Raw genomic sequence first — 25,845 nt, forward strand, 5'->3', positions numbered from 1 at the left:
GGATGGCGACGGCGGCGGGATATTCCGGTACGCCCCTGCCGGCCAAGCTCGGCCTGAAGGATGGGATGATTGCCGCCTTCATCGCGCTGCCGCCGGAACTCGCGGACCTCGCCGAGGCCGTCGATTTCGCCGAGGTCGACCGGCTGGCCGAATGGTCCGACATTTCGGGCGTGGTGTTGAAATACGACGCCGTCCACGCCTTCACCAGACAGCGCGCCGAGATCGAGGATCGCCTCGGCGCACTCGAGGCGGCGATCAGGCGCGACGGCATGGTCTGGGTCTCCTGGCCAAAGAAGGCCTCGAAAGTGGCCACCGACGTCACCGAGGGCGTTGTCCGTGCTGAAGCGCTCAAGCTCGACCTTGTCGACGTCAAGGTTGCCGCCGTGAACGAAATCTGGTCCGGGCTGAAGCTCGTCATCCGAAAGGACCTGAGGTAATGGTCGAACTCACGCTCCCAAAGAACTCGAAGGTCCAGCAGGGCAAGACCTGGCCGAAGCCGGAGGGTGCCACCAATCTCAGGGAATACCGCATCTATCGCTGGTCGCCGGACGACGACGAGAACCCGCGCATGGACACCTACTTCGTCGATATGGACGATTGCGGGCCGATGGTGCTCGACGCGCTGCTGTGGATCAAGAACAAGATCGACCCGACGCTGACCTTGCGCCGCTCCTGCCGCGAAGGCATTTGCGGTTCCTGCGCCATGAACATCGACGGCTCGAACACGCTCGCCTGCACCAAGGGCTGCGACGGCATATCGGGCGCGATCAAGATCTATCCGCTGCCGCATATGCCCGTGATCAAGGATCTGGTGCCCGATCTTACCAATTTCTACGCCCAGCACGCCTCCATCGAGCCATGGCTGAAGACGGTATCGCCAACGCCGGCCAAGGAATGGCTGCAGAGCCACGAGGACCGCGAAAAGCTCGACGGGCTTTACGAGTGCATATTGTGCGCCTGTTGCTCGACCTCGTGCCCGAGCTACTGGTGGAACGGCGACCGCTATCTCGGCCCGGCGACGCTGCTGCAGGCCTATCGCTGGCTGATCGACAGCCGCGACGAGGCCAAGGGGGAACGGCTCGACAATCTCGAAGACCCGTTCCGGCTCTATCGCTGCCACACCATCATGAACTGCGCGCAGACCTGCCCGAAGGGGCTCAATCCCGCGAAGGCCATCGCCGAGATCAAGAAGATGATGGTGGAGCGGCGCGTTTAGGTTCGGCGGAGGATCGCCTCATCGGTTATGATCCTTCGCGCGCCCTCTGATGTTCAACGATGCGCATGCCGCCGCCAACCAGAAGCCGGCGCGTGAGCCGGTGATGGCGCTGTCGACTTTGCACAAGCCGGCCGGCTGATCGAGAATCGGTACTCGCCTGAAATACGCGGCGGCCATCCTCACCAACAATGCGCTGAGATCAAGGATCCCCTCAGCGTCGTCGAAGCGGCTACCAGGCGCCACGGCATGGCCTGGATATGTGACGCGCCCATCATTGCTATCATGCACGCTGCTCGCCCAAAGCCGAGGCGATTATTGGGGTGACTTACATTAGAGGCGCCTTATTAGCAAACTGTCATCTATACACTATGACGCGGCATTATCTTAGTATAGCGTTAAGCGGTTCTCGATAGATACTTCGGAAGTCGTCGCTCGAGTACAGAGTATGAGTGGATTTCCTGCGGTTCGTTACTGGCCAATAGGACCGTTGGTTAGCGCCGCGACGGTGGGATCGCTCACCTGGCTCACCTCGCTGGTCTATTTTCAGGAGAAGAGGCTGATCCTGGTCGTCGGCCTAGTGGCTTTGATCGCGCTTGTCTTGCTGGATCGCCTCCAGGGGGCAAGGACGGATCAGCCAGGAAGCGGGTGGTTCAGAGCCTATTTATCGCTCGTTCCGTGCTTTTTCTTCCTTGTCTATGTCTACCTCGAAAATGTTTTCGGTTATTTCGATTGGGCCGCGATGTTCATGCATGTCGACGCTGGAGTTCTCACCCCCAGTGTCGTTCTTGAGTATTTGATGAATACTGGAAGCACGATCCTGATCATTGCCGCCGGTCTTTTCGGTCTTGGCGCACTGAAGGCGCGCGGCACGCTGACAAGAGGATTGGACGTTGCCTTGATGGCATTCTTCCTGGCGGCAAACCCGATGCTGACACGTCCGATCGCGGCAGCGATCCATCCCAACCCGCTGCATGATTTCCTGTCCAAGCAGTTCGTCGATGTCACTTCTTTGACAAAGCCGGCTGAAACAGCGTCGGCGACCGCCGCGCCAAAGAACCTCATTCATATTTTCATTGAGAGCGCCGAGCGCACCTACATGAACGAGGCGGAGTTCGGCGACGTCATGGGTCCGCTGCTCGAATTCGACAGGCGTGGCGTTTCGGCGACCAACATGGTGCAACTTGCCTATACCAACAACTCCATCTCAGGGATGGTCGCTGCGAACTGTGGAACGCCGCTGCTGATATCGTTCTTCACGACGCGCCAGTACCTGGAGGAGAATTCGCAATTCCTGCCAGGACTGACCTGCCTGGGCGACGTTCTGAAGGCGCGGGGCTATCAGCAGAACTTTATTACCGGTTGGCCGCTCAACTTCACCGGTCAGGGCACATTCTATTCCACCCATGGCTACCCATCGCTTTTTGGGGGATCCGAAGTGGTGGCCGCCATCGCGGGGCGCGGCAACGCTTTTGGCGCCGACGACGCCGAAGTTCTGGATATGAGCTTCGGCGTCTTGCGCCGAGTGCAGCGGGACGGCAAACCGTTCTCGCTCACGATCGCCGTCAGCGGCGGGCATGCGATGGACGGCTACCTGACCGACAAATGCATCGGCAAGACGGGACTTCCTCCGCAGACCCCCAACATTCTCCATGCCGTGAAATGCACGAACATGCTCATCGCGGACTTCATTCACAAAGCCGAAGCCGCGGGTCTGATGAGGAACACTGTCCTGGCCTTGCAAAGCGACCACCTCAGCGCGCCGAGCACGGTAACGGATCGCTTGAACAATTATGAACGCCGCAACTTCTTCTCGCTGTCGGGCGATGGCATTCCTTCCAAAACCTATACCGGGCTTGCGGGCACGATTGACATATTTCCCACCATTCTTGACGCGCTGGGGGTGCCGCTCTCGAATGACCAGGCTGCCCTTGGCGTTTCGCTGCTTGGGGATCGACCGACGCTGAGCCGGGCACTTGGACAGGACCAGTTCGATGACGCTATCTATGCCGAGGATGTGCTCGTCAGGTCATTCTGGCAGTTGAAACCGACACGGACCGCCGTGGCGTCCGAGGCTGAGTCGCGTTAATGCGCGCCTGCGTTTGTTCGCCGCTAGATAGCGCCTACCTGGCCGAGGCCTCAACCCGATCAAGGCGATCGCCGAGACAAGAGTTCTGCTCTGTCGCGCTTCTCGGATGTCTGTCAAAATCATGCTGTCCAAGAATCGGTAGAAAATAACCAATCCAATGAGCGAAGACCTTCCCATCCTCTCTCCCGCCGAAGCCCGCGTGCTCGGCTGCTTGATCGAGAAGAAGGAGCTGACGCCGGACGTCTATCCGCTGACGCTCAACGCGGCACTTGCCGCGGCCAACCAGAAGACGGCGCGCGAGCCTGTCATGACGCTGGAACAGACGGAGGTGCACAGGGCGTTGAAGCTGCTGGAGCAGAAAGGACTGGTCCGGCAGATGTTCGGTTCGCGCGTCGAGCGCTACGAGCATCAGATGGCGCAGCGTTTCTCGCTGACCACGCCGCAGACCGCGTTGCTCGGTCTGCTCTTGCTGCGCGGACCGCAGACGGCACACGAACTCCTGGCGCGAGCTGAGCGCATGGCGCGGTTTTCATCGATCGAAGACCTGCGCGGCGAACTCGACATGCTGATCGGCCGCCGGCCGCCATTGGTCCAGGAAATCCCACGCGGGCCGGGCCAGCGCGAGGACCGCTACGTGCATCTGCTCGCCGGTCCAGTGGATGTTGCCGCTCTCTCGGCTCAGCGCAGTGCGCCGGCCGCGCCTGCCTCCCATCTGGAAGCGAGGTTGGAGGCGCTGGAGCAGGAAGTCGCGGCCCTTCGCGCCCGGCTTGATGCGCTGGGGGGTTGAGGCCACCAATCCGAGACGTCGGCGGGACGGCGCCCCCCTCTGTTCTGCCGGGCATCTCCCCACGAGGGGAACATTGGATGCTGCGACCGCTTTCGCCAATCTCCGATGCAGAAACGCCGGCCCTGGAGCCGGCGTTTGTCACTTCAGGCCAAGCCCTTCAGCCAAGCCTGGCGTCGAGCGAAACCTTGATCGCGCCGAGCGCTTGAGAGACCGGGCATTCGGCCTTGGCCTTCTCGGCCAATTCCTTGAACTTCGCCGCATCGATGCCGGGCACCTTGCCGACCAGGGTGATGGCGCTGCCGGTGATGCCGGTGCCGGGAACCAGCGTGACCACGGCCTTGGCGTCGAGTTCTTGCGCCGGCGTGCCGTTTTCGGCGAGGAAATGCGACAGCTGCATGGCGTAGCAGCCGGCATGGGCGGCCGCGATCAGTTCTTCCGGATTGGTGCCGGATTTGCCGCTTTCGTCCTCGAAGCGCGCCTTGAACGAATAGGGCGTACCCTTCAGGGTCCCGCTCTGCGTGTCGAGCGTGCCCTTGCCGTCTTTCAAATTGCCTTTCCAGACGGCGTTTGCGGTGCGGTCCATGAAGTCCTCCTGGGTTGTCGTGAACTTGTCCTGGGTGAGCCAGCGTCCGGCCAACTATAGCGCGGACGTCGGCGAAGACCACTGCGCTGTTTGGACCACGGCACGATGACGGCCCTTTCCGCCGAAAAAATACCCACGCAAAAATGTCGGCTTCCATCCGGGCCGGCCGTCCTGCGGGAGGCCACGGGATTTGTGGCCCGATGGAGGTTGACATGGACAATCTGTTTTTCGCGCTGTGGAAGAGGCCAGGCCGCGGGCCTGGGCGACAGGAGGACTTCTGGCTGGACCCGCCGGCGTCCGGCCTCGGCAGGCTGCTGGCGGCGCTTGCCATCATCACGGTCGCGGCATGCCTTCTCGACCATGCGGCAACGGCCGCGGGCAAGGCTGACATGGCTGTCGCCGCAGCCTATGGTTTTTCAAAAGAAGGGAGCTCGAAATGAAATATGTCTGCCTGGTCTATGGTGAGGAAAAAGAGCTCCATGCCATGACCGCCGAGGGTGCCGCCAAGCTCGATGCCGACTCGCTGGCCTATGACAGGTCATTGGATCAACAAGGCAAGCTGATCATCGCGCAGGCACTGCAATCGGTGAAGACGTCGAAGACCGTACGGCGGCGCAAGGGCAAGCAGCTGATCACCGACGGCCCGTTCGCGGAAACGAAGGAGCAGTTGCTCGGTTTCGTCATGATCGAAGCGAAGGATCTCGACGAGGCGCTGGACATCGCCGGCGAGATTCCGCTGGCCGAAATCGGTACGATCGAAGTGCGCGCGATCTACAACGTGCCGGGGTCATAATTCCCTGTCATGCGTTGCGCTCCCTTATAAACCTGGGCGTTCGGTTGAGCGAAGGTCCTGCCTTGCCGGGACTCAATTCTTGCGTGTTGAAGCAAGCCACGAGTTCTCCTATCGTCGCCCAAGACTTTGGGGGATTTGGACATGCCTTTCCTGATTGCTGTCCTTGGCGTGCTCGGAGCGGCGGCATTGTGGTGGTACCGGATGAAGGCGATGAACGACGCCGCGCGCGAGGTCGCCGAAGTCGTCGGGCGCGTTCAAGGCAACATCCGGCGCAAGAAGCTGCGCAAGCAGGCCGCGCTTTCGCCGCTGACTGCGATCGATGATCCGGTGGTGGCGGCAGCGACGCTGATCACCGCGATCGTTTCGGAAGATGGCCCTGTTCTGCCGCGGCGCGAGGCCGTCATTCGCGAGGTGATTTCGCAGATCGCAGCCGGGCCGAAGAAGACCGACGAGGCGGTTGTCTATGCCAAGTGGGCCGCGACCCAGATAGACGACACTACCATCGTCATCGACAAGCTGGCGCCCTTCCTGCGCGAACGCCTCGACCCGAACGAACGGGACGATCTGCTGCAAATGCTGAACCGGGTGGCTCAGGGCGGAGAGCAGAGCCTGAAGATACCCGACCAGCGCATGCTGCGGCTGCGCCAGAAGCTTGGTTTTGAAGTGAACTGAGATCGCCAGCCTCGGCGATTGGCGCGAAACTCCCGCTGCATTCTCATCCCCATGGCGGAGCAAGGAGCGAAGCGACGCGGCGCAGCCCACAGGCCGCGACGTCAAGTCAGCGAGACGATCAAATCGCCTCGCCCTTCAGCAGGCGCGGCGTGCCCGCGGATAGTCCCGATGCCTGGCGGATGAAGAACTCCTTCAGCCGCGGCATACGCTCGACGAGACCGAGGCCGATGTCGCGGACGGTGCGCAGCGGGGTGATGTCGTTGGAAAACAGCCGGTTCAGCACATCGGTCGTGATGCCCATCTGCACCGTGTCGAAACGGCGCCATTGCTGATAGCGTTCCAGCACGTCGAGCGCGCCGATGTCCTGGCCGAGCCGGTCGGCCTCGACGATCACCTCGGCAAGGGCGGCCACATCCTTGAAGCCGAGATTGAGCCCCTGGCCGGCGATCGGATGGATGCCGTGGGCGGCATCGCCGGCAAGCGCGATGCGCGGTGCCACGAAGGCGCGCGCGATGGTGAGACCAAGCGGCCAGGCGCGCGGCTTGTCGGCGACGCGGATTTCTCCAAGTTTCAGCCCAAAACGTTGTTCAAGTTCGTGTTCGAAGACGAGATCGTCGCTTTCGACGAGCGTTTTCGCATCTTCCGCCCGTTCGACCCAGACGATCGAAGAGCGGTTGGTGCCGTCCTCGTCGGGTATCAGCGGCAGCGTGGCGAACGGGCCGGCGGGCAGGAAATGCTCTTCGGCGCGGCCATTGTGCGGGCGTTCATGCGCCACGGTGCAGACGATGCCCGATTGGCCATAGTCCCACTTCACCGTCTTGATGCCAGCCATGTCACGCAGCTTCGAATTGACGCCGTCGGCGGCGACCAGCAGCCGCGCCGCCAACGTGGCGCCGTCCGCCAGATGCACTGACATGCCGGCTCCATTGGTCTCAAAACCTTGCACCGCCACGCCTTCGATGATGTCGATGCCGAGCTGTTCGGCTTTGGCCCGCAAGGCGCCGTTCAACGCCCTGTTGGCGACCATATGCGCGAAAGGTTCACCCGGCGCCACCTCGCCGCCGAAGGTCAGGAAGACCGGGCGCACCGGATCGGCGCTGCGTGAATCGGTGATGATCATCTCAGTGATCGCCTGCGCCTTCGGCGCGATCTCGGCCCAGACGCCGAGCTGGTCGAGCATGCGGCAGGCCGCCGCGGCGATGGCGGAAGCGCGGCCATCCCTTTGCCAGGAACCGGCGGGCGCCGCGTCGACCAGCGCCACGGCGAGGCCCGGGCGAGCCTGTTTCAGCGAGACCGCGGCGGCCAGGCCGACATAGCCGGCACCCGCGACGAGAACATCGATCCCGGATCTGGCCTTGGCGTCCGCCTTGCGTTCCATTGTCTTGGCTCCTTGCGCGGCTACGGGGCTTGCGCCCTTGACGGCTCGTTCTTCCTGTCGGAAACCGCCATAGCAATTTTGCGGCGAGGTCACAAAACATGACGGCGGCGATCGACGAGCTTCTGCGCATTCTCGACCTCGAGAAGCTGGAACACAATCTGTATCGTGGTCGCAGCCCCCAGGTGGAGTGGCAGCGCGTGTTCGGCGGCCAGACCATCGCGCAGGCGCTGGTGGCGGCGCAGCGAACGGTGGAGCCCGACCGTTTCGTGCATTCGCTGCATGGCTATTTCATGCGCCCGGGCGACATCAAGGTGCCGATCATCTACGAGGTCGATCGCATCCGCGACGGCGGTTCCTTCACCACGCGGAGGGTGCTGGCAATCCAGCACGGACAGGCGATCTTTTCGCTGGAAGCCTCGTTCCAGGTCGACGAGAAGGGGCTCGAGCACCAGTTCGCGCTACCTGACGACGTGCCGCCGCCGGAAGGGCTGAAGACGCAGCGCCAGCTGCTCGAAACGGCCGACCGGGTACCGGAGGCGGTTCGCCGTTTCTGGGCGCGCGAGCGGCCGCTGGAGTTGCGGCCGGTCAACCTCCAGCACTATGAAAGCCGCGACAAGCTGCCGCCCCGGCAGAACGTCTGGATCCGCCTTGCCGGGCCGGTTCCCGACGACCGCGCGCTGCAGTCGGTGCTGCTCGCCTACCTCTCCGATATGACGCTGCTCGACACCTCGACCTTCGCCCATGGGCGCGGCCTGTTCGATCCCGACATCCAGGCCGCCAGCCTCGACCATTCGATGTGGTTCCATCGGCCGCATTCGCTCGACGGCTGGCTGCTTTATGCGCAGGACAGCCCCTCGAGTTCGGGATCGCGCGGTTTCAGCCGCGGCACGCTCTATGCCCGTGACGGCACGCTGATCGCCTCGATGGCACAGGAAGGGTTGATCCGGCTCAAGCGTTGAGCATTCGCGAGTCTTGTTTGAGCAAGATTCTTTGCGAAAGCCGATTCCATTTTTCCTGATCATGCTCAAAGCCGGCAAATTAGGCAATTTCACAAAATTGCTTAAATTTTGAGCATGCGGCGTGCCGCACATGCATACAGCAATTGGCGGCGGGCGCTCCATTCCCTTTGTTTCCAATAGGTTAACGCCCTGCTTCGGCACTTGGCACGGAGCTTGAATCCTTGGGGGCACTCTCCGGCTCTTTGGGATCGGTGAAGTCGTGCAAACGCGGGGCACCGCAACAGCAAAGGGTGAACCTATGAAAATCGTGATGGCAATCATCAAGCCGTTCAAGCTGGACGAGGTACGCGAAGCGCTTACCGCCGTCGGCATCCAGGGCCTGACCGTCACCGAAGTCAAAGGCTACGGGCGTCAGAAGGGGCATACGGAAATCTATCGGGGGGCGGAATACGCGGTCTCTTTCCTGCCGAAGATCAAGATCGAGGTCGCGGTCGCGGCCGACATGGTCGACAAGGCCGTCGAAGCCATCACAGCCGCTGCCAAGACCGGCCAGATCGGCGACGGCAAGATCTTCGTTTTCGGCATCGACCAGGCGGTGCGCATCCGCACCGGCGAAACAGACAGCGACGCGCTCTGAGCGGCGAACACGTATTCCAATGGAGAGTTCAATGAATATTCCTTCCCCCTTGAAGACGACGGGACGGGCGGCCCTTCTGGGCACGCTCGCTCTCGCAGCGCTGGGCAGCGTCGCCGCCTTCGCGCAGGAAGCCGCACCCGCTGCCGCTGCCGCGGCACCTGCCGCCGCGCCCACCCCGGTGCTCGATACCGGCAACACCGCCTGGATGCTGACCTCCACGGCGCTGGTGCTGATGATGACCATCCCGGGCCTGGCGCTGTTCTACGGCGGCATGGTGCGCAAGAAGAACGTGCTCGCCACCGTCATGCAGAGCTTCGCCATCACCTGCCTGGTGACGGTGCTATGGTTCATGTTCGGCTATTCGCTGGCCTTTTCCGACGGCGGCGGCATGAATGCCTATCTCGGAGGCACCTCGAAATTCTTCCACCACGGCATCACCACCGCCAGCCTGTGGCTGCCGGGTGTGGCCAACATCCCTGAATTCGTCTTCTCGATGTTTCAGATGACCTTCGCCATCATCACGCCGGCGCTGATTGCCGGCGCCTTCGCCGAACGCTTCAAGTTCTCGGCACTGCTGATCTTCATGGCACTGTGGCTGCTGATCGTCTATGTGCCGATCGCGCATTGGGTCTGGGGTGGCGGCTTCCTCGGTACGGCTGGCGTGCTCGACTTCGCCGGCGGCACGGTCGTTCACATCAATGCCGGTGTCGCGGGCCTCGTCTGTGCACTGGTTCTCGGCAAGCGCGAAGGCTATGGCACCACCAACATGGCGCCGCACAACCTCGTCTATTCGGTCATCGGCGCATCGCTGCTGTGGGTCGGCTGGTTCGGCTTCAACGCCGGTTCGGAACTGGCGGCCGACGGCCTTGCCGGTGCCGCCATGCTCAACACCCAGGTTGCCACCGCCGCCGCGGCACTGGCCTGGATGTTCGCCGAATGGATCATCGCCAAGAAGCCTTCCGTGCTCGGCATCATCTCGGGCGCCGTCGCGGGCCTCGTCGCGGTGACGCCGGCTTCCGGTTTCGTCAACCCGACCGGCGCCTTCATCGTCGGGATCGTCGCCGGCGTCGTCTGCTACCTCTCGGCGGTCAAGGTGAAGCACATGTTCGGCTATGACGACTCGCTCGATGCCTTCGGCGTGCATGGCGTCGGCGGCGTGGTCGGCGCCCTGCTGACCGGCGTGCTTGCCGACCCGGCGATCAACAGCCTCTCGTCGGGCGCTTCTCTCGGCAAGCAGATCTACGGTGTCGCCGTCACCATTGTCTGGACGGCGGTTGCCACCTTCGTCATCCTCTACGTCGTCAAGGCGCTGGTCGGCCTGCGTCCGACGACCCAGGAAGAAGTCGAAGGCCTCGACATCTCCCAGCATGGCGAAGTGGTGCCGTAAGGCATCCTTGCCAACGGGCCGGCGGAACCCTCCTCCCGCCGGCCCCATGTTTGCCGCGCAATTCCGGAGGGAAAACCGCGAATCCCTTCTGCTGGAATTGCTTTGAAAGCATCCCGTCGTGATGCTCCCGCAAGGAGGTCACGCCTTGAGGCCCGGATCGCTCCGGGCCTCTTTTTTTGCAAATTCGTTCTCGCTTCGTCCGAGTCCACGCAATCACGTTCGCGTGAAGAAGCTTTTCGAGGAAACATCGACCGCTCTGTCGCCGAACTCAGGAGGCGATCGTCGTTCTGACGCTCGTGATTTTGAAACAGGGAAGGAATTTTCTCATGAACCTCAAGAATATCTGCCTCGGGGCACTCGCACTTTCCATGGTCAGCGGCTTTGCATTTGCCGGCGCACTGGACGAGCCGGACAACATGGCGCCGTTCTTCACCGATTCCAGCATGAAGACCATGAAGCCAATGGAGGAATTCAAGGCAGCTTTCATGGCCATGCCGAAGGAGAAGCAGGACGCCATGATGAAGGAATGCCAGGACGCGGCGATGAGCAAGCCGCACGCCGAGTTCTGCGCCAATGTGAAGATGCTCGGCGGCGCCAGCAAGTAGCACGCTGCCCGGCCCAACGAATGGATGGCGGGCCAGGGCGCCCGCCATTTTTCTTAGGGTGCGGTCACTGGTAGATGTCGGTGCCAAAAGGACGGCCTCCACGGTCTTATAGTTAATGCGCCCTTAACCTTCCCACGCCTAGTCTGGCATCCGAATCTGCCGGAGTGCGTCATGCGCTGCGGCCAGGCAATCACTGACGGGGAAGAGCATGCGTTCAGGGGCTTCAGCACCGCTCGCGCTGACCGATACGGGGCACGGCATCCAGGCATTCGCGCGGCGCCAGGTCGGCCGGCTGATCGGCACCGGCCTGTTCGCGTTCACGGCCTTCGCCGTCGCCAGCCTCGCGACCTGGAACGTCGCCGATCCAAGCTTCTCGCATGCCACCGCCAACATCGTCACCAACGCCATGGGCTATGCCGGCGCGGTGTTCTCCGACCTCGCCATGCAGTTCTTCGGCCTTGCCGCGGTCGCCGCGCTGGTTCCGGCAGTGATCTGGGGATACCTCCTGTTTTCGGCGCGCGGCGTCGACCGGCTGCCCAGGCGCGGGCTGTTCTGGTTCGGTTTCGCGCTGCTCGCCGCCGCCATCGCCGGCTGCATCGTTCCGCCCAAGACCTGGCCGCTGCCCACCGGCCTCGGCGGCGTCTTCGGCGACATGGTGCTAAAGATCCCCGGTGTCCTCATCGGCGGCTATCCAACCGGGCTGGTGGCCAGCGTGCTCGCCATAGTGCTGGCTGCGCCCGCGCTCTGGCTGTTCGCCCATGGCGCGGCGCTGCTCGGGCGCAAGAACGGCTTCGCCGTGATGGAAGAGCCGGCCGCCGCGGACCCGCGCGAGGACGAGCTTCTGTTCGACAATGACGAGGACGAGGGCGACGAGGGCATACTGGCGCTCGGCGCAATCACCCATTGGTGGCTTTCTTTCCGCGCGTGGATGCATCGCCGCGCGGTGCGCCGCAGGCAGGAGCGCGACGAGTTCGAACCGGAGATGGAGCCGCGCGCCAGCGCCTGGCGCCGCGCCGCCGAACGCGTCGAGTCGGCCGAGTACGCCGAGCAGCGCATGAGCCATGACGGCCGCGCCCGTGTCGAACCGGAATTCTTCGCCGCCATGGTCAACGACCGCAGCGTCTCCGTCGACCCGGACGACGACGATGTCTTCAGCCGCGACGACGCGGATATGGATTTCGATGACGAGTCCGTCGCGCAGCGGCGTGCTCCCACGGCCAAGGTCCAGCAGTTCCGTTCCGATGCCGCCACCCGGGTGGAGGCGCCGGCGGCGCGACCCGTGCCGGGCGCCCGCGTCCAGCGCGAGGCGCAAACCTCGCTGATCGGCTCCGACACGTTCGAAATGCCGTCGCTGCATTTCCTGTCCGAACCGAAGAATGTCGCGCGCGACCCAAGTCTTTCCAAGGACGCGCTGGAACAGAACGCGCGCCTGCTCGAAGGCGTGCTGGAGGATTTCGGCGTCAAGGGCGAGATCATTGCCGTTCGCCCGGGTCCGGTCGTCACCCTTTACGAACTCGAACCCGCACCGGGCATCAAGTCGTCGCGGGTCATCGGCCTTTCCGACGACATCGCCCGTTCGATGAGCGCGATCGCCTGCCGCGTCGCCGTGGTGCCGGGCCGCAACGCCATCGGCATCGAACTGCCCAACGCCAAGCGCGAAACGGTTTACCTCCGCGAGATCATGGCCAGCCGCGACTTCGAGACGACCAAGGCCAAGCTGGCGCTGGCGCTGGGCAAGACCATCAATGGCGAAGCCGTCATCGTCGACATTGCCAAGATGCCGCACGTGCTGGTCGCCGGCACCACCGGTTCGGGCAAGTCGGTCGCCATCAACACCATGATCCTGTCGCTGCTCTACCGGCTCACCCCGCAGGAGTGCCGGCTGATCATGATCGACCCGAAAATGCTCGAACTCTCCGTCTATGACGGCATTCCGCATCTGCTGACGCCCGTGGTCACCGACCCGAAGAAGGCGGTGGTGGCGCTGAAATGGACCGTGCGCGAGATGGAGGATCGCTACCGCAAGATGTCCAAGGTCGGCGTGCGCAACATCGACGGCTTCAACGCACGCGTGCAGCAGGCCGAGAAGAAGGGCGAAAAGATCTCGCGCACTGTGCAGACCGGCTTCGACCGCCAGACAGGCGAGGCGATCTACGAGACCGAGAATCTCGATCTCGAGCCGATGCCCTATATCGTCGTCATCATCGACGAAATGGCCGACCTGATGATGGTCGCCGGCAAGGACATCGAAGGCGCGGTGCAGCGCCTGGCGCAGATGGCGCGCGCGGCCGGCATCCACGTCATCATGGCCACGCAACGTCCGTCGGTCGACGTCATCACCGGCACCATCAAGGCCAACTTCCCGACCCGCATCTCCTTCCAGGTGACGTCCAAGATCGACAGCCGCACCATTCTGGGCGAGCAGGGCGCCGAGCAGCTGCTCGGCATGGGCGACATGCTCTACATGGCCGGCGGCGGCCGCATCCAGCGCGTGCACGGGCCGTTCGTCTCCGATGACGAGGTCGAGAAGATCGTCGGGCACCTGAAGCTGCAGGGCGTGCCGGAATATCTCGACGCCATCACCGAGGACGACGGCGAGGACGACGACGAGCCGTCCGGCAAGGCCGGTTCGGGCGGCGGTGGCGGTGGCAATTTCGAGGATTCCGACGATCCTTATGATCAGGCGGTTTCGGTGGTGCTGCGCGACGGCAAGGCCTCGACCAGCTACATCCAGCGGCGTCTGGGCATCGGCTATAACAGAGCTGCCTCGATTATCGAGAAGATGGAAAAGGAAGGCATTGTCGGCCCGGCCAACCATGCCGGAAAACGCGAAATCCTGGTGCCGACAGAAGACGACAAGTTCTGACAGTGCAGAGTCCGCGGCAACTTTGAACCTTCTGGCGCGTTCACCGACTGAGCAGCGATCGGCTCGCCAAACTTCAGCCCAACTGGGGGTTCACGACAGCGGCCAAATCAGGAACCGGACGAGAGTGACCGATATGAAAAACGATCTTTCAGCGCTCAGCGATTTTGCCCCGACACGCCGCCAGTTGGTTGGCCTCGGCCTGGTCTTAGCGGGTGCCGCCGCACTTAACGTGGTGCCCGGATTCGAGTTGCTGGCCTCGGCGCAGGCGGCTGTGCCCGCGGCGGCACAGAAGATCGCCGACCATTTCTCGGCGGTCAAATCGATGAGCGGCGAATTCGTCCAGTTCGGCCCCAAGGGCGAGCAGACCGGCGGAAAATTCTTCCTGGAACGGCCGGGCAAGATCCGCTTCAACTATGACGGGTCTTCGAATTTCCGGGTGATTTCCGACGGCAGATCGGTTGCCATACTCAACAAGAAACTGAACACGTCGGACCTTTATCCGCTGTCGAAGACGCCGCTGAAACTGCTGCTCGACGACCGCATCGACCTCTCCGGCAACCGCGTCAAGAGCGTCAAGGAAGAAGACGACCTCACCACCATCCAGCTTTCCGACAAGTCGGTTTTCGGCAATGCGCGGATCACCATGATGTTCGACCCGAAAACCTATGATCTGCGGCAGTGGACGATCACCGACGCGCAGGGCAAGGACACGACGGTGATGATCTTCAACACCAAGGAAGGCGTCAGCTTCGCGCCCGACACGTTCGCCATCGACTATACGGCCAATCGCGAGCTGAACACCAAGACGCGGTAGGCCCGCCGATATAGCCAGGCCCGTTAGCGGAGCGGGCTGGCTTGTTTTTGCGGCGCGCGGCTGGCAGTAGAATGGCGATCTCCTGCCGGACCCTCCGCATGCCCTTTTCGATCGCCACCTGGAACATCAACTCCGTGCGCCTGCGCATGCCGATCGTCGAACGCCTGCTCGATGAGTACGCGCCCGATGTGCTCTGCCTGCAGGAAACCAAGGTCCCGGACGAGCTCTTTCCCGAAAAAGCCTTTCGCAAGGTCGGCTATCCCTACATCGCGTTCCATGGCCAGAAGGGCTATCATGGCGTGGCGACGGTGGCGCGGCGGCCGATCGAGGTGGTCGAAAAGCGGCGCTTCTGCGACATCGAGGACAGCCGCCACCTGTCGGTGACGGTACAGGCCGGCGGCAAGACCATCCTGGTGCACAATTTCTACGTGCCCGCAGGTGGCGACGAGCCGGATCCCGAGATCAACAGGAAGTTCAGGCACAAGCTCGATTTCGTCGCCGAGATGAACGCCATCCGGGCCGAGCATGGCGAGGTATCGGCGTCGGTGCTGGTCGGGGACCTCAATATCGCGCCGCTGGAGCATGATGTCTGGTCGCACAAGCAATTGCTCAACGTGGTCAGCCACACGCCGGTCGAGACCGAAAACTTCGAGGCGATGCGGCGCGCCGGCGGCTGGGTCGACCTGATGCGGCACAACGTGCCACCGGAACAGAAGCTCTATACCTGGTGGAGTTATCGCGCGCAGGATTGGGAGGCGTCCAATCGCGGCCGGCGGCTCGACCATGTCTGGTCGTCGCCAAACCTGCTGCCCAGTTTTGCCGGCTATGAGATCCTTAGAGCCGCCCGTGGCTGGGACCGGCCGTCGGACCATGTGCCAGTGATTGCCCGGTTCGCCCTGGATTAAGTTTATGATATTCAGGTGAAGCCGGCCTGCAAACGGCGGCTTCCTGCGCTTCCCAGTTCTACTACGTCGCAGTAGAACTGTGCTCACGTACTTTAGTTACGCTTCTCGGAGTCCGCCGTTTTCGCCTCGGCCTGACCTGAATCTCGACACCTGCGGCGTCAAATGCCAGGTCAACCCGAAAATCGTGGCGCCAATTCCTCGATGCGGCGGATCATGTCGTGGAATTCCTCGGAGATGCGCTGATGCAGCTTCACCGCCAATTCCGGGTATTCCTCCAGGATGCGCCGGAACATCTTGCGGCTCAGCCTTATCACTTCCGAGTCGATTTCGGCCGAGGCGCTGGTCAGCCGGTTGGTATCGGCGATCAGCGCCAGCTCGCTAAGCATCGTGCCTGGGCCGACCTTGCCGATCGGGATGCGCTCGCCATCCTGCTCGCGATAGAGCACGATGCGCCCGCTGACCACGACATAGGCCGAGTCGGCCACGTCGTCCTCGCGATAAAGCTTGTGGTCGGCCTGCACCAAAGTGGTCTCGGCACCGAAGGCGAGCAGGCGCAACTGTTCCTGCGTGAAGCCCTCGAAAAGCCTCACGGCGGACAGGATGCGGATGTCGTCATCCAGCGCCATCTAGCTGTGTCCCCGAACGGTCAGTCCAATCCCTCCTCTGCGGTACGATCCCAGAATCCCCCTCCAACAGGATCGTACCCGAAAGCGGCCCCGCCCGAACCGCTCATTTGAATGGTGAAATGTTTAAGGAACCAGCTTGTAGCCGCCGCTTTCTGTCACAAGAATTTCAGCATTGGAAGGATCGCGCTCGATCTTCTGGCGCAGACGGTAGACATGGGTTTCCAGGGTATGCGTGGTGACGCCGGAATTGTATCCCCACACTTCCTCCAGCAGCACGTCGCGGGTCACCACCTTCTGGTCGGCGCGATAGAGATACTTGATGATCGAGGCTTCCTTTTCCGTCAGCCGCACCTTGCCGCCGCGCTGGTCGATGAGCAGTTTCTGGCTGGGCTTGAAGGTGTAGGGGCCGACCGAGAAGGTCGCGTCCTCGCTCTGCTCATGCTGGCGCAGTTGCGCCCGGATACGGGCAAGCAGCACCGCGAAGCGGAACGGCTTGGTCACATAGTCGTTGGCGCCGGCCTCGAGACCCAGAATTGTGTCCGAATCGGTATCGTGGCCGGTCAGCATGATGATGGGCGCCTTGTAGCCGCCCTTGCGCAGGATCTTCACCGCCTCCCGGCCGTCCATGTCGGGCAGACCGACATCCATGATGAGCAGGTCGATGAGCCCGCCGCGCGCAGCGGTGACGCCTTTTGCCGCAGTCGCTTCCTGCAGCACATCGAATTCCTCGTAGAGGGACAGTTGCTCGACCAGTGTGCCGCGCAGGTCGTCATCGTCATCGACGATCAGGATGGTACGTGAGGTCATGGATCAATCCGTTGTTTTGAAAAGTGAATTCAGTTGACCGCTGCGTATTTATGCGGAAGCTGGCCGGCACAATAGCCGATCACAGTGATTTGTTCCGTGGCACGATCATACAAGAAAAAACGCGATCGCAATGCAGCCGGCGCAATTTTGGCAAAAGGGCTGCGCGTGCTGACCGTGCGGGCTCGGCCCGGCCATCCAAGCCAGGGCCTGCTGCAGGCCGGCAAAACGGTGTTTGCGTGCGCGCTGGGGCGTGGCGGCATCTCGGCCGGCAAGCGCGAAGGCGACGGCGCCACGCCGCTCGCTTCGATGCGCATACTGACGGGCTATTTCCGGGGAGATCAGTTTGCCGCCGGGCGCAGAACGCGGCTGGCGATGGCGCCGATCGGGCCGGACCTCGGCTGGTGCGAAGTGCCTGACGACCGCAACTATAACAGGCCGGTCAAGATTCCCTACGGCGCCAGCCACGAACGCATGCGGCGCGACGACCGGCTCTATGACGCCTGCCTGGTGCTCGACTGGAACATCGCGCCGCGCCGGCGCGGGCGCGGCAGCGCCATCTTCTTCCATCTGGCGCGTCCCGGCTTCACGCCGACGGAAGGTTGCGTGGCGGTGACCGCGCGCACGATGGCGCGGCTCTTGCCGCTGCTGTCGGACCGGACGGTGGTAAGGGTGGTGAGATAGGGGGGATAGGGAACAGGGAATAGGGAATAGGGAATAGGGAATAGGGAAGTCTTCAGCGGCAGCAGACACGCTCAAGCTGCATCATCCTACTCCCATGCTCGCTTATCCCTTCCTATTTCGCTGCCAGCCGATGTCGAGAAGGCCCAACCGGCCTGTCTCGCGGTCCACGGCCCGGGCGATGTCCCTGCGGCCGGCCCCGATATCGCGCAACTGGCGATCGGAGAGATCCTCGACGTTCTGGTGAGGAAGGTTGGCCGCGACCCTGGCCTGCCGCAGCCAGGTACGGGCAGCCGACAGCCAGTCTGGCCGGGCGATGTATGCGGGGCGAAGAGCAATGTGAGACATGAGGTCATCCGTATTCCCCGGACATCAAATCCGGTTTGATGGTGCCATTGATGCTGCAATCATGCCGTATTGATAAACCAACGGGAAACGAGTAGTTCTTGTCTGATCATCAAGTTTAATTTGAGGATTAAGGCTCCATGAGCCGCTTCGATCAGGCCGCACGCTGATGGCAGCGCTCTTGCCGGGAACGCGGGCGCTCAGGACGCTGGAGGCGGCGGCCCGGCACCTCAATTTCACCCGCGCCGCCGACGAGCTCGGCCTGACGCCTGCCGCCGTCAGCCACCAGATCAAGGAAATCGAGGATCAGCTCGGCATCGTGCTGTTCACCCGCACCAGCCGCACCATCCGGCTGACGGAGGCGGGCACGGTGCTTTACGAGGCGGCGACCGACACGCTCGACCTGCTTGGCCGCGCCGTGATGCGGGCGCGCAAGATGGCGCGCGGCACCGAATTCCTGAAGGTGACGCTGGACGCGCAGTTCGCGGCGAAATGGCTGATGCGGCGCGTCGAGAATTTCCGCCAGCAGCGGCCGGGCATCGAACTCAGGTTTGACATCGCCTATGGCTTGCGCGATTTCGATCTCGACGACGTCGATGTCGGCATCCGCTTCGGCGCCGGCAAATATCCGGGGCTCAGCGCACACCGCCTGTTCGACAACATCATCATTCCGGTGTGCAGTCCGGGCCTCCTGACATCGGGGCCGCCCCTGCGCGAGCCCCGCGACCTGTTCAACCACACGCTTGCCCATATCGAATGGGCTCGCCAGGGCGTGACATGGCCAAACTGGCGCATGTGGATGGCGGCGGCCGGCATCAACGATTTCGACGACAGCCGCACCGTGGTCTTCGGCACATCGACGGATGCGGTCCAGGCAGCGCTCGACGGCAATGCCGTCGCGCTCGCCGATTTCGCCATGGTGGCAAACGACCTGTCCGAGGGCCGGCTGGTGCGGCCCTTCGAACTCAGCATCAGGGTTGCGCCGGAATATGCCTATTTCCTGGTTTATCCCCAGGCCATGGCCGACGATCCCCGCATTGTCGCCTTCCGCGAATGGATCCTCGAGGAAGTTTCCAGGACGCGGACAGCGGACAAGGTGTAGTCCCTCAGGACCGGGCGTTGTGGCCGAAGATCATGCGTCGGTATTTCTTCACTTTCCATTTCAGCTTCTTGTAGAGCAGCGGCTGCATCTTGCCGGCGACGGAAGTCTGGAACGCGCCGTTTTCGCTGCCTTGCTCGACGATTGGCCGCTCGAACCACAGCATCTCAACGCCCAGCTTTTCGTCCATCTGCTCGATCTGGTGGTCGATCACGGTGTAGATCTTGTGTTGATCGATCCAGGCACAGCGCGCTTCGGCGACCGGACGGGTGATGAGATAGGAATCCGCGCACCTGGCATGCAGTGCCGGGTAGAGCCTCTGACCCCTGCGCAATTTCCAGCTCGGCGTGTAGTAGTTGCTGCCGTTCCCGAAATAGATGACGGCCTTGCGCATCGGGCTGCCGAGTTCGGCCAGCCCTTGCCGGAATTTGGCGACGAAGTCGCGCGCGAGGAAGACGTCATCCTCGAAGACCAGGCAATAGGGCAGGTCGGTTTCGAGGAAGTCGCGCCAAATGCCGACATGCTTCAGCGCCAGCGAGACCTGCGCCGGATGGACAAAATCGGGAGCGACCAATTCAGCACGAATCTCCGGGGTGATATCCGCACGGTCCCAGTCGGTGTAGAAGGTAACCGGCACGCCGCGCCGGTCGAACTCGCGCACGATGTGCCGGCGCCGGTCGTCATAGCCCTGCTTGACGTGGCAGATCCTGGTGAACACCAGGTCGCGGGGAAATCCGGACTCGTCCGCCATCGTCAACGCACCGTCAGCTTGCAGCGGCGCCGAACCAGCCGATCACCGCGCCGATGATCAACAGCACGCCAAGCCAGTGACCGCCGTCAATGACAGTCAGGTCCCAGCCGAAATTCTCGTAGCGATGGTTGACCGACAGCGTCGTGGCGACAAAACCCAGCCAAAGCACGAAACCGAAGATCAGTCCGGCCAGCCAGGTCGGCTCACCACCCGTCATCGCGCCGACGACCAGGGCCATGATGTAGGCCATCAGCAGTTCGGCGATGAAGGAGATGACGAAGGGCAGCGGCGATTTCTTCATCGTCGCCGGATCGAGCCTGGCGGCCTTCAGCCAGGGCTTGCTCAACACCATGTACCAGGCGGCGCCGAACAGCCAGGCCAAGACGGCGGCGGCGATCACCGCCAGCCAATTCACTGCTGAAAAATCCATGAGTTCCCCCTCCTGTTCGGTTTTATGGAAACGCCTGTTCGGCGATTGCGTCAAGCAGTCGCCATACCGTGGTGCGTTTGACTTCGGCATCCTCGAGCGCCCTTGTCACCGGCACCTGATAGACGGCAAGCGGCTCCAGCCCCGATCGCGGCAGATAGGACCGGCCGGGATCGCCGACCAGAATGTCGGCGCCACGCCGTTTGAGTGTCGAAAACCACGGCGTCAGCCGGTCGGCGAAGGGTTTGTCGTAGAAGACGTCGCCGGCCAGGACCACGTCCCAACCCGCATCGGTGCCCACACAGTCCGTGCCGAGGAACCCGATGCCGACGCCGTTGGCCTCGCTGTTGAGGCGGATCGCGGTGGCGCAGAACGGGTCGATGTCGGCGGCGGTTACCTCGGCAGCGCCCGCCTTGACGGCGGCGATGGCGACGAGGCCGGAGCCCGAAGCGAGATCGAGCACGCGCTTGCCTCGGACCATATCGGGATTGTCGATGACATAGCGGGCGAGGCCCTGGCCGCCCGCCCAGGCAAACGCCCAAAAGGGCGGCGGCAGGCCGATCTCGACAAGTTCGTCCTCTGTTCGCTGCCAGAGATCATGCGCTTCGTCGGCGAGGTGAAGGCGAATCTCAGGTACATGCGGCGGCGCCATCAGCGCCGTGTTGTCGAGAATGAATTGCTTGGCGCTATCGGGTGTAAGTGCCGTCACGGCGCAGGCGTCAGGCCGCCCATGCGGCAGACTTCCTTCCATTCGGCCGGGGTCACCGGCTGCACGGAAAGCCGTCCGAGCCGCACCAGCGCCATCTCGGCCAGTTTCGGATTGGCTTTGACTTCTTCCAGCGTCGGCGGGTTCGGCATGTCCCTCACGGCGCGGATGTCGACACACTCCCAGCGCGGATCATCCGACGTGGTGTCGGGATGGGCCAGCGCGCAGACCTCGGCAATGCCGACCACGTTCAGCCCCTCGTTGGAATGGTAGAAGAAGCCGAGATCGCCGACCTGCATGGCCTTCATGTTGTTGCGGGCGGCGTAGTTGCGCACGCCGTCCCATTGGGTGCCGGCCTTGCCCTTGGCCTTCAACGCCTCGAAGGAGAAAACCGAGGGTTCGGATTTGAACAGCCAATAGTTCATTTTCTCTCCTCCTTGCGGCCCAGTCGCGGGCGCCGCGAATTAACTAGCCGCCGGCTTGTTGAACGTCCAGTTCCACTGGCCGATTTCGACGCTTTCGAACAGGCCGGCCTTGGCATAGGGGTCGGCGGCCGACAGAGCCTGCGCGCTGGCCAGATCAGGCGCCTCGACCACCACGAGGCTGCCATTGGGCTTGCCGTCGGCGTCGAGGAACGGACCGGCAAAGGCCAATTTCTTGTCGCCATTCAGCCCTTCGAGAAAGGCGACATGCTCGGGCCGCGTGTCGAGGCGCACCTGCAGGCTTCCGGGCTTGTCCTTGCAGATCAGAGCAAACAGCATGGTCTTTCTCCTGGGTGGTTGGATCAGAATGTGGGGATCAATCGTTGGTTTCGGTCTTCAGCGGCCGGGTCATCAGCGCCGTCACGGCCTGCCCGATGGTGATGGTGCCATCCAGTATGGCGGCGACCGCGGCGATGATCGGCGCATCGATTTCGCGCTCGGCGGCGATGCGGGCGGCGATCGCCGCGGTCGGCACGCCCTCGGCCAGCGGCAATCCGGAAAGTGCCTTGCCCTGTCCGAGCGCCAGCCCATAGGCGAAATTGCGCGACTGCGCCGACGAGCAGGTAAGCAGCAGGTCGCCAAGCCCGGAAAGCCCCATCAGGGTCTCGGGCCTGGCGCCGAAGGCGGCACCGATGCGGCGCAGTTCGACAAAGCCGCGCGTCACCATGGCCGCCTGTGCGCTGGCGCCGAGCCCGGCCCCGGTGACAGCGCCGGCGGCGATGGCGAAGACGTTCTTCAAGGCGCCGCCGATCTCGACGCCGATCAAGTCGTCGCTCGAATAGCAGCGCAGGTTTTCAGCCGAAAATCGGGCGGCAAGGTTGGCGGCAAGCGCCTCGTCGCCGGCGGCCACCACCACCGCCGTCGGCAGGCCGCGGGCGACATCGCTGGCAAAGCTCGGCCCTGACAGCGCTGCGACCGGGTTTGGCGGCAAGATTTCCGCAGCGATTGCCGACAGCAAGGCGCCGGTGTCGCGCTCGATGCCCTTGGCGCAGAGCACGAGCGGAATGCCGGCCGGCATATGATCCCTGGCGGCGGCCAGCGTGGCCCGCAACGCCTGAGCCGGCGTCACCGTCAGCACGCAATCGGCCCCAGTGAGGGCTGCCTCCATGTCGCTCGTCGCCTTGATGCCGGGCGCGATGGCGATGCCCGGGAGATAGCGTGGGTTCTCGCCCCGGCCGATCGCAGCCACGGTTTCAGGGTCACGCGCGAACAGCCGCACCGTATGGCCGGCGCGCAGCATGGCCAGCGCCAGCGCCGTGCCCCAGGCGCCGCCGCCGAGCACGGCGACATGCCAGCCGCTTTTGCCCGGACCCCCACCCTTCATGGCTCGATCGGTCATGCCTTGGCTCCGCGACGGCCGGAGCCGACCATTGGCGCCGAGACGCTGTCCAGCGGCCAGCGCGAGCGCGGCACGAAATCGAAGCCGTTCTCCTGCGCCATGCCTTCTCGCAGGCGTTCGATACCGGCCCAGGCAATCATCGCCGCGTTGTCGGTGCAAAGCTTCAGTGGTGGCGCGACGAAGCTGAAACCGGCGTCAGTGCAAAGCCGCTCCAGCGTTGTCTTGACCGTGCGGTTGGCGGCGACGCCGCCGGCGACGACCAGCGCCGGGTTTTTCGTGCCAGGGAATGTTTCGCGAAAGCGTTCCAGCGCGCGAGAAACACGGTCGGCGAGCGCATCGGCGACGGCCGCCTGGAACGAGGCGCAGATGTCGGCGACATCCTGGTCGCTCAAGGGCTCGATCGCTGTCGCCGCCTGACGCACCGCGGTCTTCAGGCCGGAGAAGGAGAAATCGGGCTGCGCCGAGCCTTTCATCGGCCGCGGGAAGGCAAAACGCGAGGCATTGCCCGACAGCGCTGCCTTCTCGACATTGGGACCGCCGGGATAGGGCAGACCGAGCATCTTGGCGGTCTTGTCGAAGGCTTCGCCGAGCGCGTCATCGATGGTGGTGGCCCAGCGCTGGTAGTCGCCAACGCCGCGCACGGCCAGAATCTGCGTATGGCCGCCGGATACCAGCAGCAAGAGATAGGGGAATTCGAGCCCGTCGGTCAGTCGCGCCGTCAAGGCGTGGCCTTCGAGGTGATTGACGGCGATCAGCGGCTTGCCGGCCGCCGCGGCGATCGCCTTGGCCGTCATCAACCCGACGATCAGTCCGCCGACGAGGCCTGGTCCGGCGGTCGCGGCGATCGCATCGAGCTCGGCCAGCGCCATGCCCGCATCGGCGAGTGCGGCCTCGATAATGCCGTCCAGTGCCTCGACGTGGGCGCGCGCGGCGATCTCCGGCACGACGCCGCCGAAGGCGGCATGTTCCTCGATCTGGGAGAGCACGATGTTGGACAGGATTTTCGGCGCGGCATCGCCCTCCAGCGCCACGACGCTGGCGGCGGTCTCATCGCAACTCGTCTCAATGCCCAGAACGCGGATCAATTCGTCGCTCTCTCCAGAGATTGTATGTCAGGGCGTTCCTCGTTAGGAGAGTGCCCGGAAACGCAAAGCCAGCCGGGGGTTATCACGGACCGCGCGCCATGCAAACAATCTTGAAAATCGGAACACGCGGCAGCCCGCTGGCATTGGCGCAGGCGCATGAAACACAGGCGCGGCTGATGGCCGCGCACCGCATGCCGGCGGAGGCGTTCGAGGTTGTCGTCATCTCGACCAGCGGCGACCGCATCCAGGACCGGCCGCTGTCGGAGGCTGGCGGCAAAGGCCTGTTCACCAAGGAAATCGAGGAAGCCCTGCTCGCCGGCGCGATCGACATCGCCGTGCATTCGTCGAAGGACATGCCGACGCAATTGCCGCCCGGCCTGGAACTCTCCGCCTTCCTGCCGCGCGAGGATGCGCGCGATGCCTTTGTGGGCAGGGCGGCGAAGACGATCGCGGAACTGCCGCAAGGGGCGAAAGTCGGCTCCTCGTCGCTGCGGCGGCAGGCGTTGATCCGCCGCATGCGGCCGGACCTCGACGTGGTGATGTTCCGCGGCAATGTGCAGACGCGGCTGCGCAAGCTGGACGAAGGGGTCGCGAGCGGCACCATCCTTGCCTATGCCGGCCTGAAGCGGCTGGGCCTGGAAGATGTTGCCACCGATTTGATGCCGCTGGACAGCTTCCCGCCGGCACCAGGCCAGGGTGCGATCGGCATCGAGACACGGATCGGCGACCGCGATGTCGAGAAGATGCTGGTGGCGATCCACGATGTGGCGACCGGGCAGGCACTCGCCTGCGAGCGCGCTTTCCTGGCGGCGCTCGATGGCTCCTGCCGCACGCCTATTGCCGGCTATGCCGCGATCGAGGCCGGAAAGCTCTCTTTCGCCGGGCTGATCATCTCGCCCGACGGCACGCAGTCGCACGCGGTCGAGCTACAAGGGCCGGCACAGGACGCCGCCCGCATCGGTGATGAAGCGGCGCGGACGGCGCGTGCCAAGGCCGGCGAAAAGTTCTTCCACGGCTGGCTCTGAAGATGCTCCGCGTGCTGGTCACCAGACCGGAGCCGGGTGCGTCGCGCACCGCGCGAAAGCTGGAGGAGATGGGTTTTGAGCCTCTTCTCCTGCCGTTGACGGAGACGAAGGCGTTGCCGGTCGATGCCAAGGCGGTTCCGGACGACGTGGCAGCCGTCGCCATCACCAGCGCTAATGCGGTGCGCCATGCCCCCAGAAATCTAATTGCGGTGCTGTCCAGGTTGCCTTGTCATGCTGTCGGCAGGAGGACCGCGGAGGCCGCGCGCAAAGCCGGCTTTCTCTCGGTCAATGAGGGGCCCGGCGATGCCGAGGCGCTGGCCGACGGCATGGCAATCGCGTTTTCCGGCAAAACAATCGTCTATCTCTGCGGGTGCGTGCGGTTTCCCGCCTTCGAGCAGAAGCTGGAAGCAGCTCACGCCCAGGTCCATGCCGTCGAGACTTATGACACGCTTGCGGTGAGCTATTCGGACGAAGCGATCCTTCCTCTGATATCAGGCCAATCCGTCGATGCGGTGCTGCTCTATTCGGCCATGGCCGCTGCCGAAATGCAGATACTGGCCAGGCGACCTGCCCTGCGGCAGGCCTTTGAAAAGACCCGTTTTTTCGCTCTTTCCGCGCGCATTGCCGCCGCTTTCCGCGACGGCACCGGCAAAGCAATGCACGTTGCCGCGCGGCCCGACGAGGAGGCGCTGCTGGCACATTTGCGGGCACGGCCCTGACCCGCGTCATCACACCGCCCCTTTTCACCGCTTGGTGATGTGCTAGACCCTTTCTGAACCATCACGCG

General features: G+C 63.4%; 30 protein-coding genes. 18 read left to right on the top strand and 12 right to left on the bottom strand.

What is annotated here, in order from left to right:
• The first annotated feature begins 2 nt into the window (after nucleotides 1-2).
• The 4 genes from LB555_RS10270 (at nucleotide 3) to LB555_RS10290 (ending at nucleotide 4,089) form a co-directional block, all read left to right on the top strand.
• The gene (locus tag LB555_RS10270) at nucleotides 3-437 is read left to right on the top strand and encodes a DUF3052 domain-containing protein (RefSeq protein ID WP_224529627.1); all 435 of its coding nucleotides are present in this window, start codon (nucleotides 3-5) and stop codon (nucleotides 435-437) included.
• Nucleotides 437-1,216 (top strand): succinate dehydrogenase iron-sulfur subunit, encoded by a 780-nt coding sequence (locus LB555_RS10275; protein WP_224682826.1) that lies wholly within the window; start codon nucleotides 437-439, stop codon nucleotides 1,214-1,216. Before LB555_RS10270 ends, LB555_RS10275 begins: the two co-directional genes overlap by 1 nt.
• Nucleotides 1,217-1,721: 505 nt before the next feature.
• A complete protein-coding gene (locus LB555_RS10285) occupies nucleotides 1,722-3,302 on the top strand; it encodes a sulfatase-like hydrolase/transferase (RefSeq protein ID WP_224682827.1) in 1,581 nt (526 codons plus the stop codon).
• Nucleotides 3,303-3,459: 157 nt separating this feature from the next.
• Nucleotides 3,460-4,089, top strand: a complete 630-nt coding sequence (locus tag LB555_RS10290) for a YceH family protein (protein WP_140618358.1) — start codon at nucleotides 3,460-3,462, stop codon at nucleotides 4,087-4,089.
• A 157-nt stretch (nucleotides 4,090-4,246) separates the two neighbouring features.
• On the opposite strand, the gene LB555_RS10295 is transcribed toward LB555_RS10290, so the two are convergent.
• The gene (locus tag LB555_RS10295; RefSeq protein ID WP_015315043.1) at nucleotides 4,247-4,672 is read right to left on the bottom strand and encodes an OsmC family protein; all 426 of its coding nucleotides are present in this window, start codon (nucleotides 4,670-4,672) and stop codon (nucleotides 4,247-4,249) included.
• A 212-nt stretch (nucleotides 4,673-4,884) separates the two neighbouring features.
• Between LB555_RS10295 and LB555_RS10300 the strand changes: the two genes are divergently transcribed.
• The 3 genes from LB555_RS10300 to LB555_RS10310 all read left to right on the top strand — a co-directional run bounded on the left by LB555_RS10300 (nucleotide 4,885) and on the right by LB555_RS10310 (nucleotide 6,137).
• On the top strand, nucleotides 4,885-5,112 hold the full coding sequence (locus tag LB555_RS10300) for a hypothetical protein (protein ID WP_015315044.1): 228 nt from the start codon (nucleotides 4,885-4,887) through the stop codon (nucleotides 5,110-5,112).
• Complete coding sequence (locus LB555_RS10305) at nucleotides 5,109-5,465, top strand: YciI family protein (RefSeq protein ID WP_015315045.1); 357 nt, start codon at nucleotides 5,109-5,111, stop codon at nucleotides 5,463-5,465. The genes LB555_RS10300 and LB555_RS10305 overlap by 4 nt, the downstream gene beginning before the upstream one ends.
• A gap of 141 nt (nucleotides 5,466-5,606) precedes the next feature.
• Nucleotides 5,607-6,137, top strand: a complete 531-nt coding sequence (locus LB555_RS10310) for a hypothetical protein (protein WP_015315046.1) — start codon at nucleotides 5,607-5,609, stop codon at nucleotides 6,135-6,137.
• A 118-nt stretch (nucleotides 6,138-6,255) separates the two neighbouring features.
• Here the strand turns inward: LB555_RS10310 and LB555_RS10315 are convergent, their stop codons facing one another.
• Entirely contained in the window at nucleotides 6,256-7,515 is a 1,260-nt protein-coding gene (locus LB555_RS10315) for a ubiquinone biosynthesis hydroxylase (RefSeq protein WP_224682828.1), read from the bottom strand.
• A 98-nt stretch (nucleotides 7,516-7,613) separates the two neighbouring features.
• Here LB555_RS10315 and tesB point away from each other — a divergent pair, with 98 nt between their 5' ends.
• The 7 genes from tesB (at nucleotide 7,614) to LB555_RS10350 (ending at nucleotide 15,688) form a co-directional block, all read left to right on the top strand.
• Nucleotides 7,614-8,474 (top strand): acyl-CoA thioesterase II, encoded by an 861-nt coding sequence (gene tesB / locus LB555_RS10320; RefSeq protein ID WP_015315048.1) that lies wholly within the window; start codon nucleotides 7,614-7,616, stop codon nucleotides 8,472-8,474.
• A gap of 298 nt (nucleotides 8,475-8,772) precedes the next feature.
• Entirely contained in the window at nucleotides 8,773-9,111 is a 339-nt protein-coding gene (locus LB555_RS10325) for a P-II family nitrogen regulator (protein ID WP_015315049.1), read from the top strand.
• 31 nt (nucleotides 9,112-9,142) lie between these two features.
• Nucleotides 9,143-10,498, top strand: a complete 1,356-nt coding sequence (locus LB555_RS10330) for an ammonium transporter (RefSeq protein WP_224682829.1) — start codon at nucleotides 9,143-9,145, stop codon at nucleotides 10,496-10,498.
• Nucleotides 10,499-10,824: 326 nt separating this feature from the next.
• Complete coding sequence (locus LB555_RS10335) at nucleotides 10,825-11,103, top strand: hypothetical protein (protein ID WP_015315051.1); 279 nt, start codon at nucleotides 10,825-10,827, stop codon at nucleotides 11,101-11,103.
• Between the two features lie 208 nt (nucleotides 11,104-11,311).
• Nucleotides 11,312-13,969, top strand: a complete 2,658-nt coding sequence (locus tag LB555_RS10340; protein WP_224682830.1) for a DNA translocase FtsK — start codon at nucleotides 11,312-11,314, stop codon at nucleotides 13,967-13,969.
• A gap of 133 nt (nucleotides 13,970-14,102) precedes the next feature.
• Complete coding sequence (locus LB555_RS10345) at nucleotides 14,103-14,783, top strand: outer-membrane lipoprotein carrier protein LolA (protein WP_140618433.1); 681 nt, start codon at nucleotides 14,103-14,105, stop codon at nucleotides 14,781-14,783.
• Between the two features lie 98 nt (nucleotides 14,784-14,881).
• Nucleotides 14,882-15,688, top strand: coding sequence for an exodeoxyribonuclease III (locus LB555_RS10350; RefSeq protein ID WP_140618367.1), 807 nt, complete (start codon nucleotides 14,882-14,884; stop codon nucleotides 15,686-15,688).
• Nucleotides 15,689-15,858: 170 nt separating this feature from the next.
• Here LB555_RS10350 and LB555_RS10355 read toward each other — a convergent pair whose 3' ends face one another.
• Nucleotides 15,859-16,314, bottom strand: a complete 456-nt coding sequence (locus tag LB555_RS10355; protein ID WP_015315055.1) for a Crp/Fnr family transcriptional regulator — start codon at nucleotides 16,312-16,314, stop codon at nucleotides 15,859-15,861.
• 123 nt (nucleotides 16,315-16,437) lie between these two features.
• Nucleotides 16,438-17,121, bottom strand: coding sequence for a response regulator transcription factor (locus tag LB555_RS10360; RefSeq protein WP_015315056.1), 684 nt, complete (start codon nucleotides 17,119-17,121; stop codon nucleotides 16,438-16,440).
• Nucleotides 17,122-17,265: 144 nt separating this feature from the next.
• Between LB555_RS10360 and LB555_RS10365 the strand changes: the two genes are divergently transcribed.
• The gene (locus LB555_RS10365; RefSeq protein ID WP_181166327.1) at nucleotides 17,266-17,802 is read left to right on the top strand and encodes a L,D-transpeptidase; all 537 of its coding nucleotides are present in this window, start codon (nucleotides 17,266-17,268) and stop codon (nucleotides 17,800-17,802) included.
• 102 nt (nucleotides 17,803-17,904) lie between these two features.
• On the opposite strand, the gene LB555_RS10370 is transcribed toward LB555_RS10365, so the two are convergent.
• Nucleotides 17,905-18,147 carry a hypothetical protein gene (locus tag LB555_RS10370; protein WP_224682831.1) on the bottom strand — a complete coding sequence of 81 codons (243 nt, stop codon included), beginning with the start codon at nucleotides 18,145-18,147 and terminating at the stop codon, nucleotides 17,905-17,907.
• A gap of 166 nt (nucleotides 18,148-18,313) precedes the next feature.
• Here LB555_RS10370 and gcvA point away from each other — a divergent pair, with 166 nt between their 5' ends.
• Nucleotides 18,314-19,246 carry a transcriptional regulator GcvA gene (gene gcvA, locus LB555_RS10375; RefSeq protein ID WP_015315059.1) on the top strand — a complete coding sequence of 311 codons (933 nt, stop codon included), beginning with the start codon at nucleotides 18,314-18,316 and terminating at the stop codon, nucleotides 19,244-19,246.
• A 4-nt stretch (nucleotides 19,247-19,250) separates the two neighbouring features.
• On the opposite strand, the gene LB555_RS10380 is transcribed toward gcvA, so the two are convergent.
• Genes LB555_RS10380 through tsaD form a run of 7 tightly spaced genes read right to left on the bottom strand, consistent with a single transcriptional unit; the run spans nucleotide 19,251 to nucleotide 24,030 of the window.
• Nucleotides 19,251-19,994 carry a glycosyltransferase family 25 protein gene (locus LB555_RS10380; protein ID WP_224682832.1) on the bottom strand — a complete coding sequence of 248 codons (744 nt, stop codon included), beginning with the start codon at nucleotides 19,992-19,994 and terminating at the stop codon, nucleotides 19,251-19,253.
• A gap of 13 nt (nucleotides 19,995-20,007) precedes the next feature.
• Nucleotides 20,008-20,424, bottom strand: a complete 417-nt coding sequence (locus LB555_RS10385; protein ID WP_140822789.1) for a DUF1761 domain-containing protein — start codon at nucleotides 20,422-20,424, stop codon at nucleotides 20,008-20,010.
• A 22-nt stretch (nucleotides 20,425-20,446) separates the two neighbouring features.
• Nucleotides 20,447-21,130 (bottom strand): class I SAM-dependent methyltransferase, encoded by a 684-nt coding sequence (locus LB555_RS10390; protein WP_140822787.1) that lies wholly within the window; start codon nucleotides 21,128-21,130, stop codon nucleotides 20,447-20,449.
• A complete protein-coding gene (locus LB555_RS10395) occupies nucleotides 21,127-21,552 on the bottom strand; it encodes an EVE domain-containing protein (RefSeq protein WP_140822785.1) in 426 nt (141 codons plus the stop codon). The genes LB555_RS10390 and LB555_RS10395 overlap by 4 nt, the downstream gene beginning before the upstream one ends.
• Nucleotides 21,553-21,591: 39 nt before the next feature.
• Nucleotides 21,592-21,888 carry a YciI-like protein gene (locus tag LB555_RS10400; protein WP_140822783.1) on the bottom strand — a complete coding sequence of 99 codons (297 nt, stop codon included), beginning with the start codon at nucleotides 21,886-21,888 and terminating at the stop codon, nucleotides 21,592-21,594.
• A gap of 37 nt (nucleotides 21,889-21,925) precedes the next feature.
• The gene (locus tag LB555_RS10405) at nucleotides 21,926-22,948 is read right to left on the bottom strand and encodes an NAD(P)H-dependent glycerol-3-phosphate dehydrogenase (RefSeq protein ID WP_015315065.1); all 1,023 of its coding nucleotides are present in this window, start codon (nucleotides 22,946-22,948) and stop codon (nucleotides 21,926-21,928) included.
• Nucleotides 22,945-24,030: a tRNA (adenosine(37)-N6)-threonylcarbamoyltransferase complex transferase subunit TsaD gene (tsaD, locus tag LB555_RS10410; RefSeq protein ID WP_224682912.1), complete on the bottom strand. Its 1,086-nt coding sequence runs from the start codon at nucleotides 24,028-24,030 to the stop codon at nucleotides 22,945-22,947. The genes LB555_RS10405 and tsaD overlap by 4 nt, the downstream gene beginning before the upstream one ends.
• A 101-nt stretch (nucleotides 24,031-24,131) precedes the next feature.
• Here tsaD and hemC point away from each other — a divergent pair, with 101 nt between their 5' ends.
• Entirely contained in the window at nucleotides 24,132-25,058 is a 927-nt protein-coding gene (gene hemC, locus LB555_RS10415; RefSeq protein ID WP_224529610.1) for a hydroxymethylbilane synthase, read from the top strand.
• Between the two features lie 2 nt (nucleotides 25,059-25,060).
• Nucleotides 25,061-25,777, top strand: a complete 717-nt coding sequence (locus LB555_RS10420) for a uroporphyrinogen-III synthase (RefSeq protein WP_224682833.1) — start codon at nucleotides 25,061-25,063, stop codon at nucleotides 25,775-25,777.
• The last annotated feature ends 68 nt before the right edge of the window (nucleotides 25,778-25,845 follow it).

The organism is Mesorhizobium sp. BR-1-1-10 (genome assembly GCF_020165595.1).
Taxonomy (GTDB): Bacteria; Pseudomonadota; Alphaproteobacteria; order Rhizobiales; family Rhizobiaceae; genus Mesorhizobium; species Mesorhizobium australicum.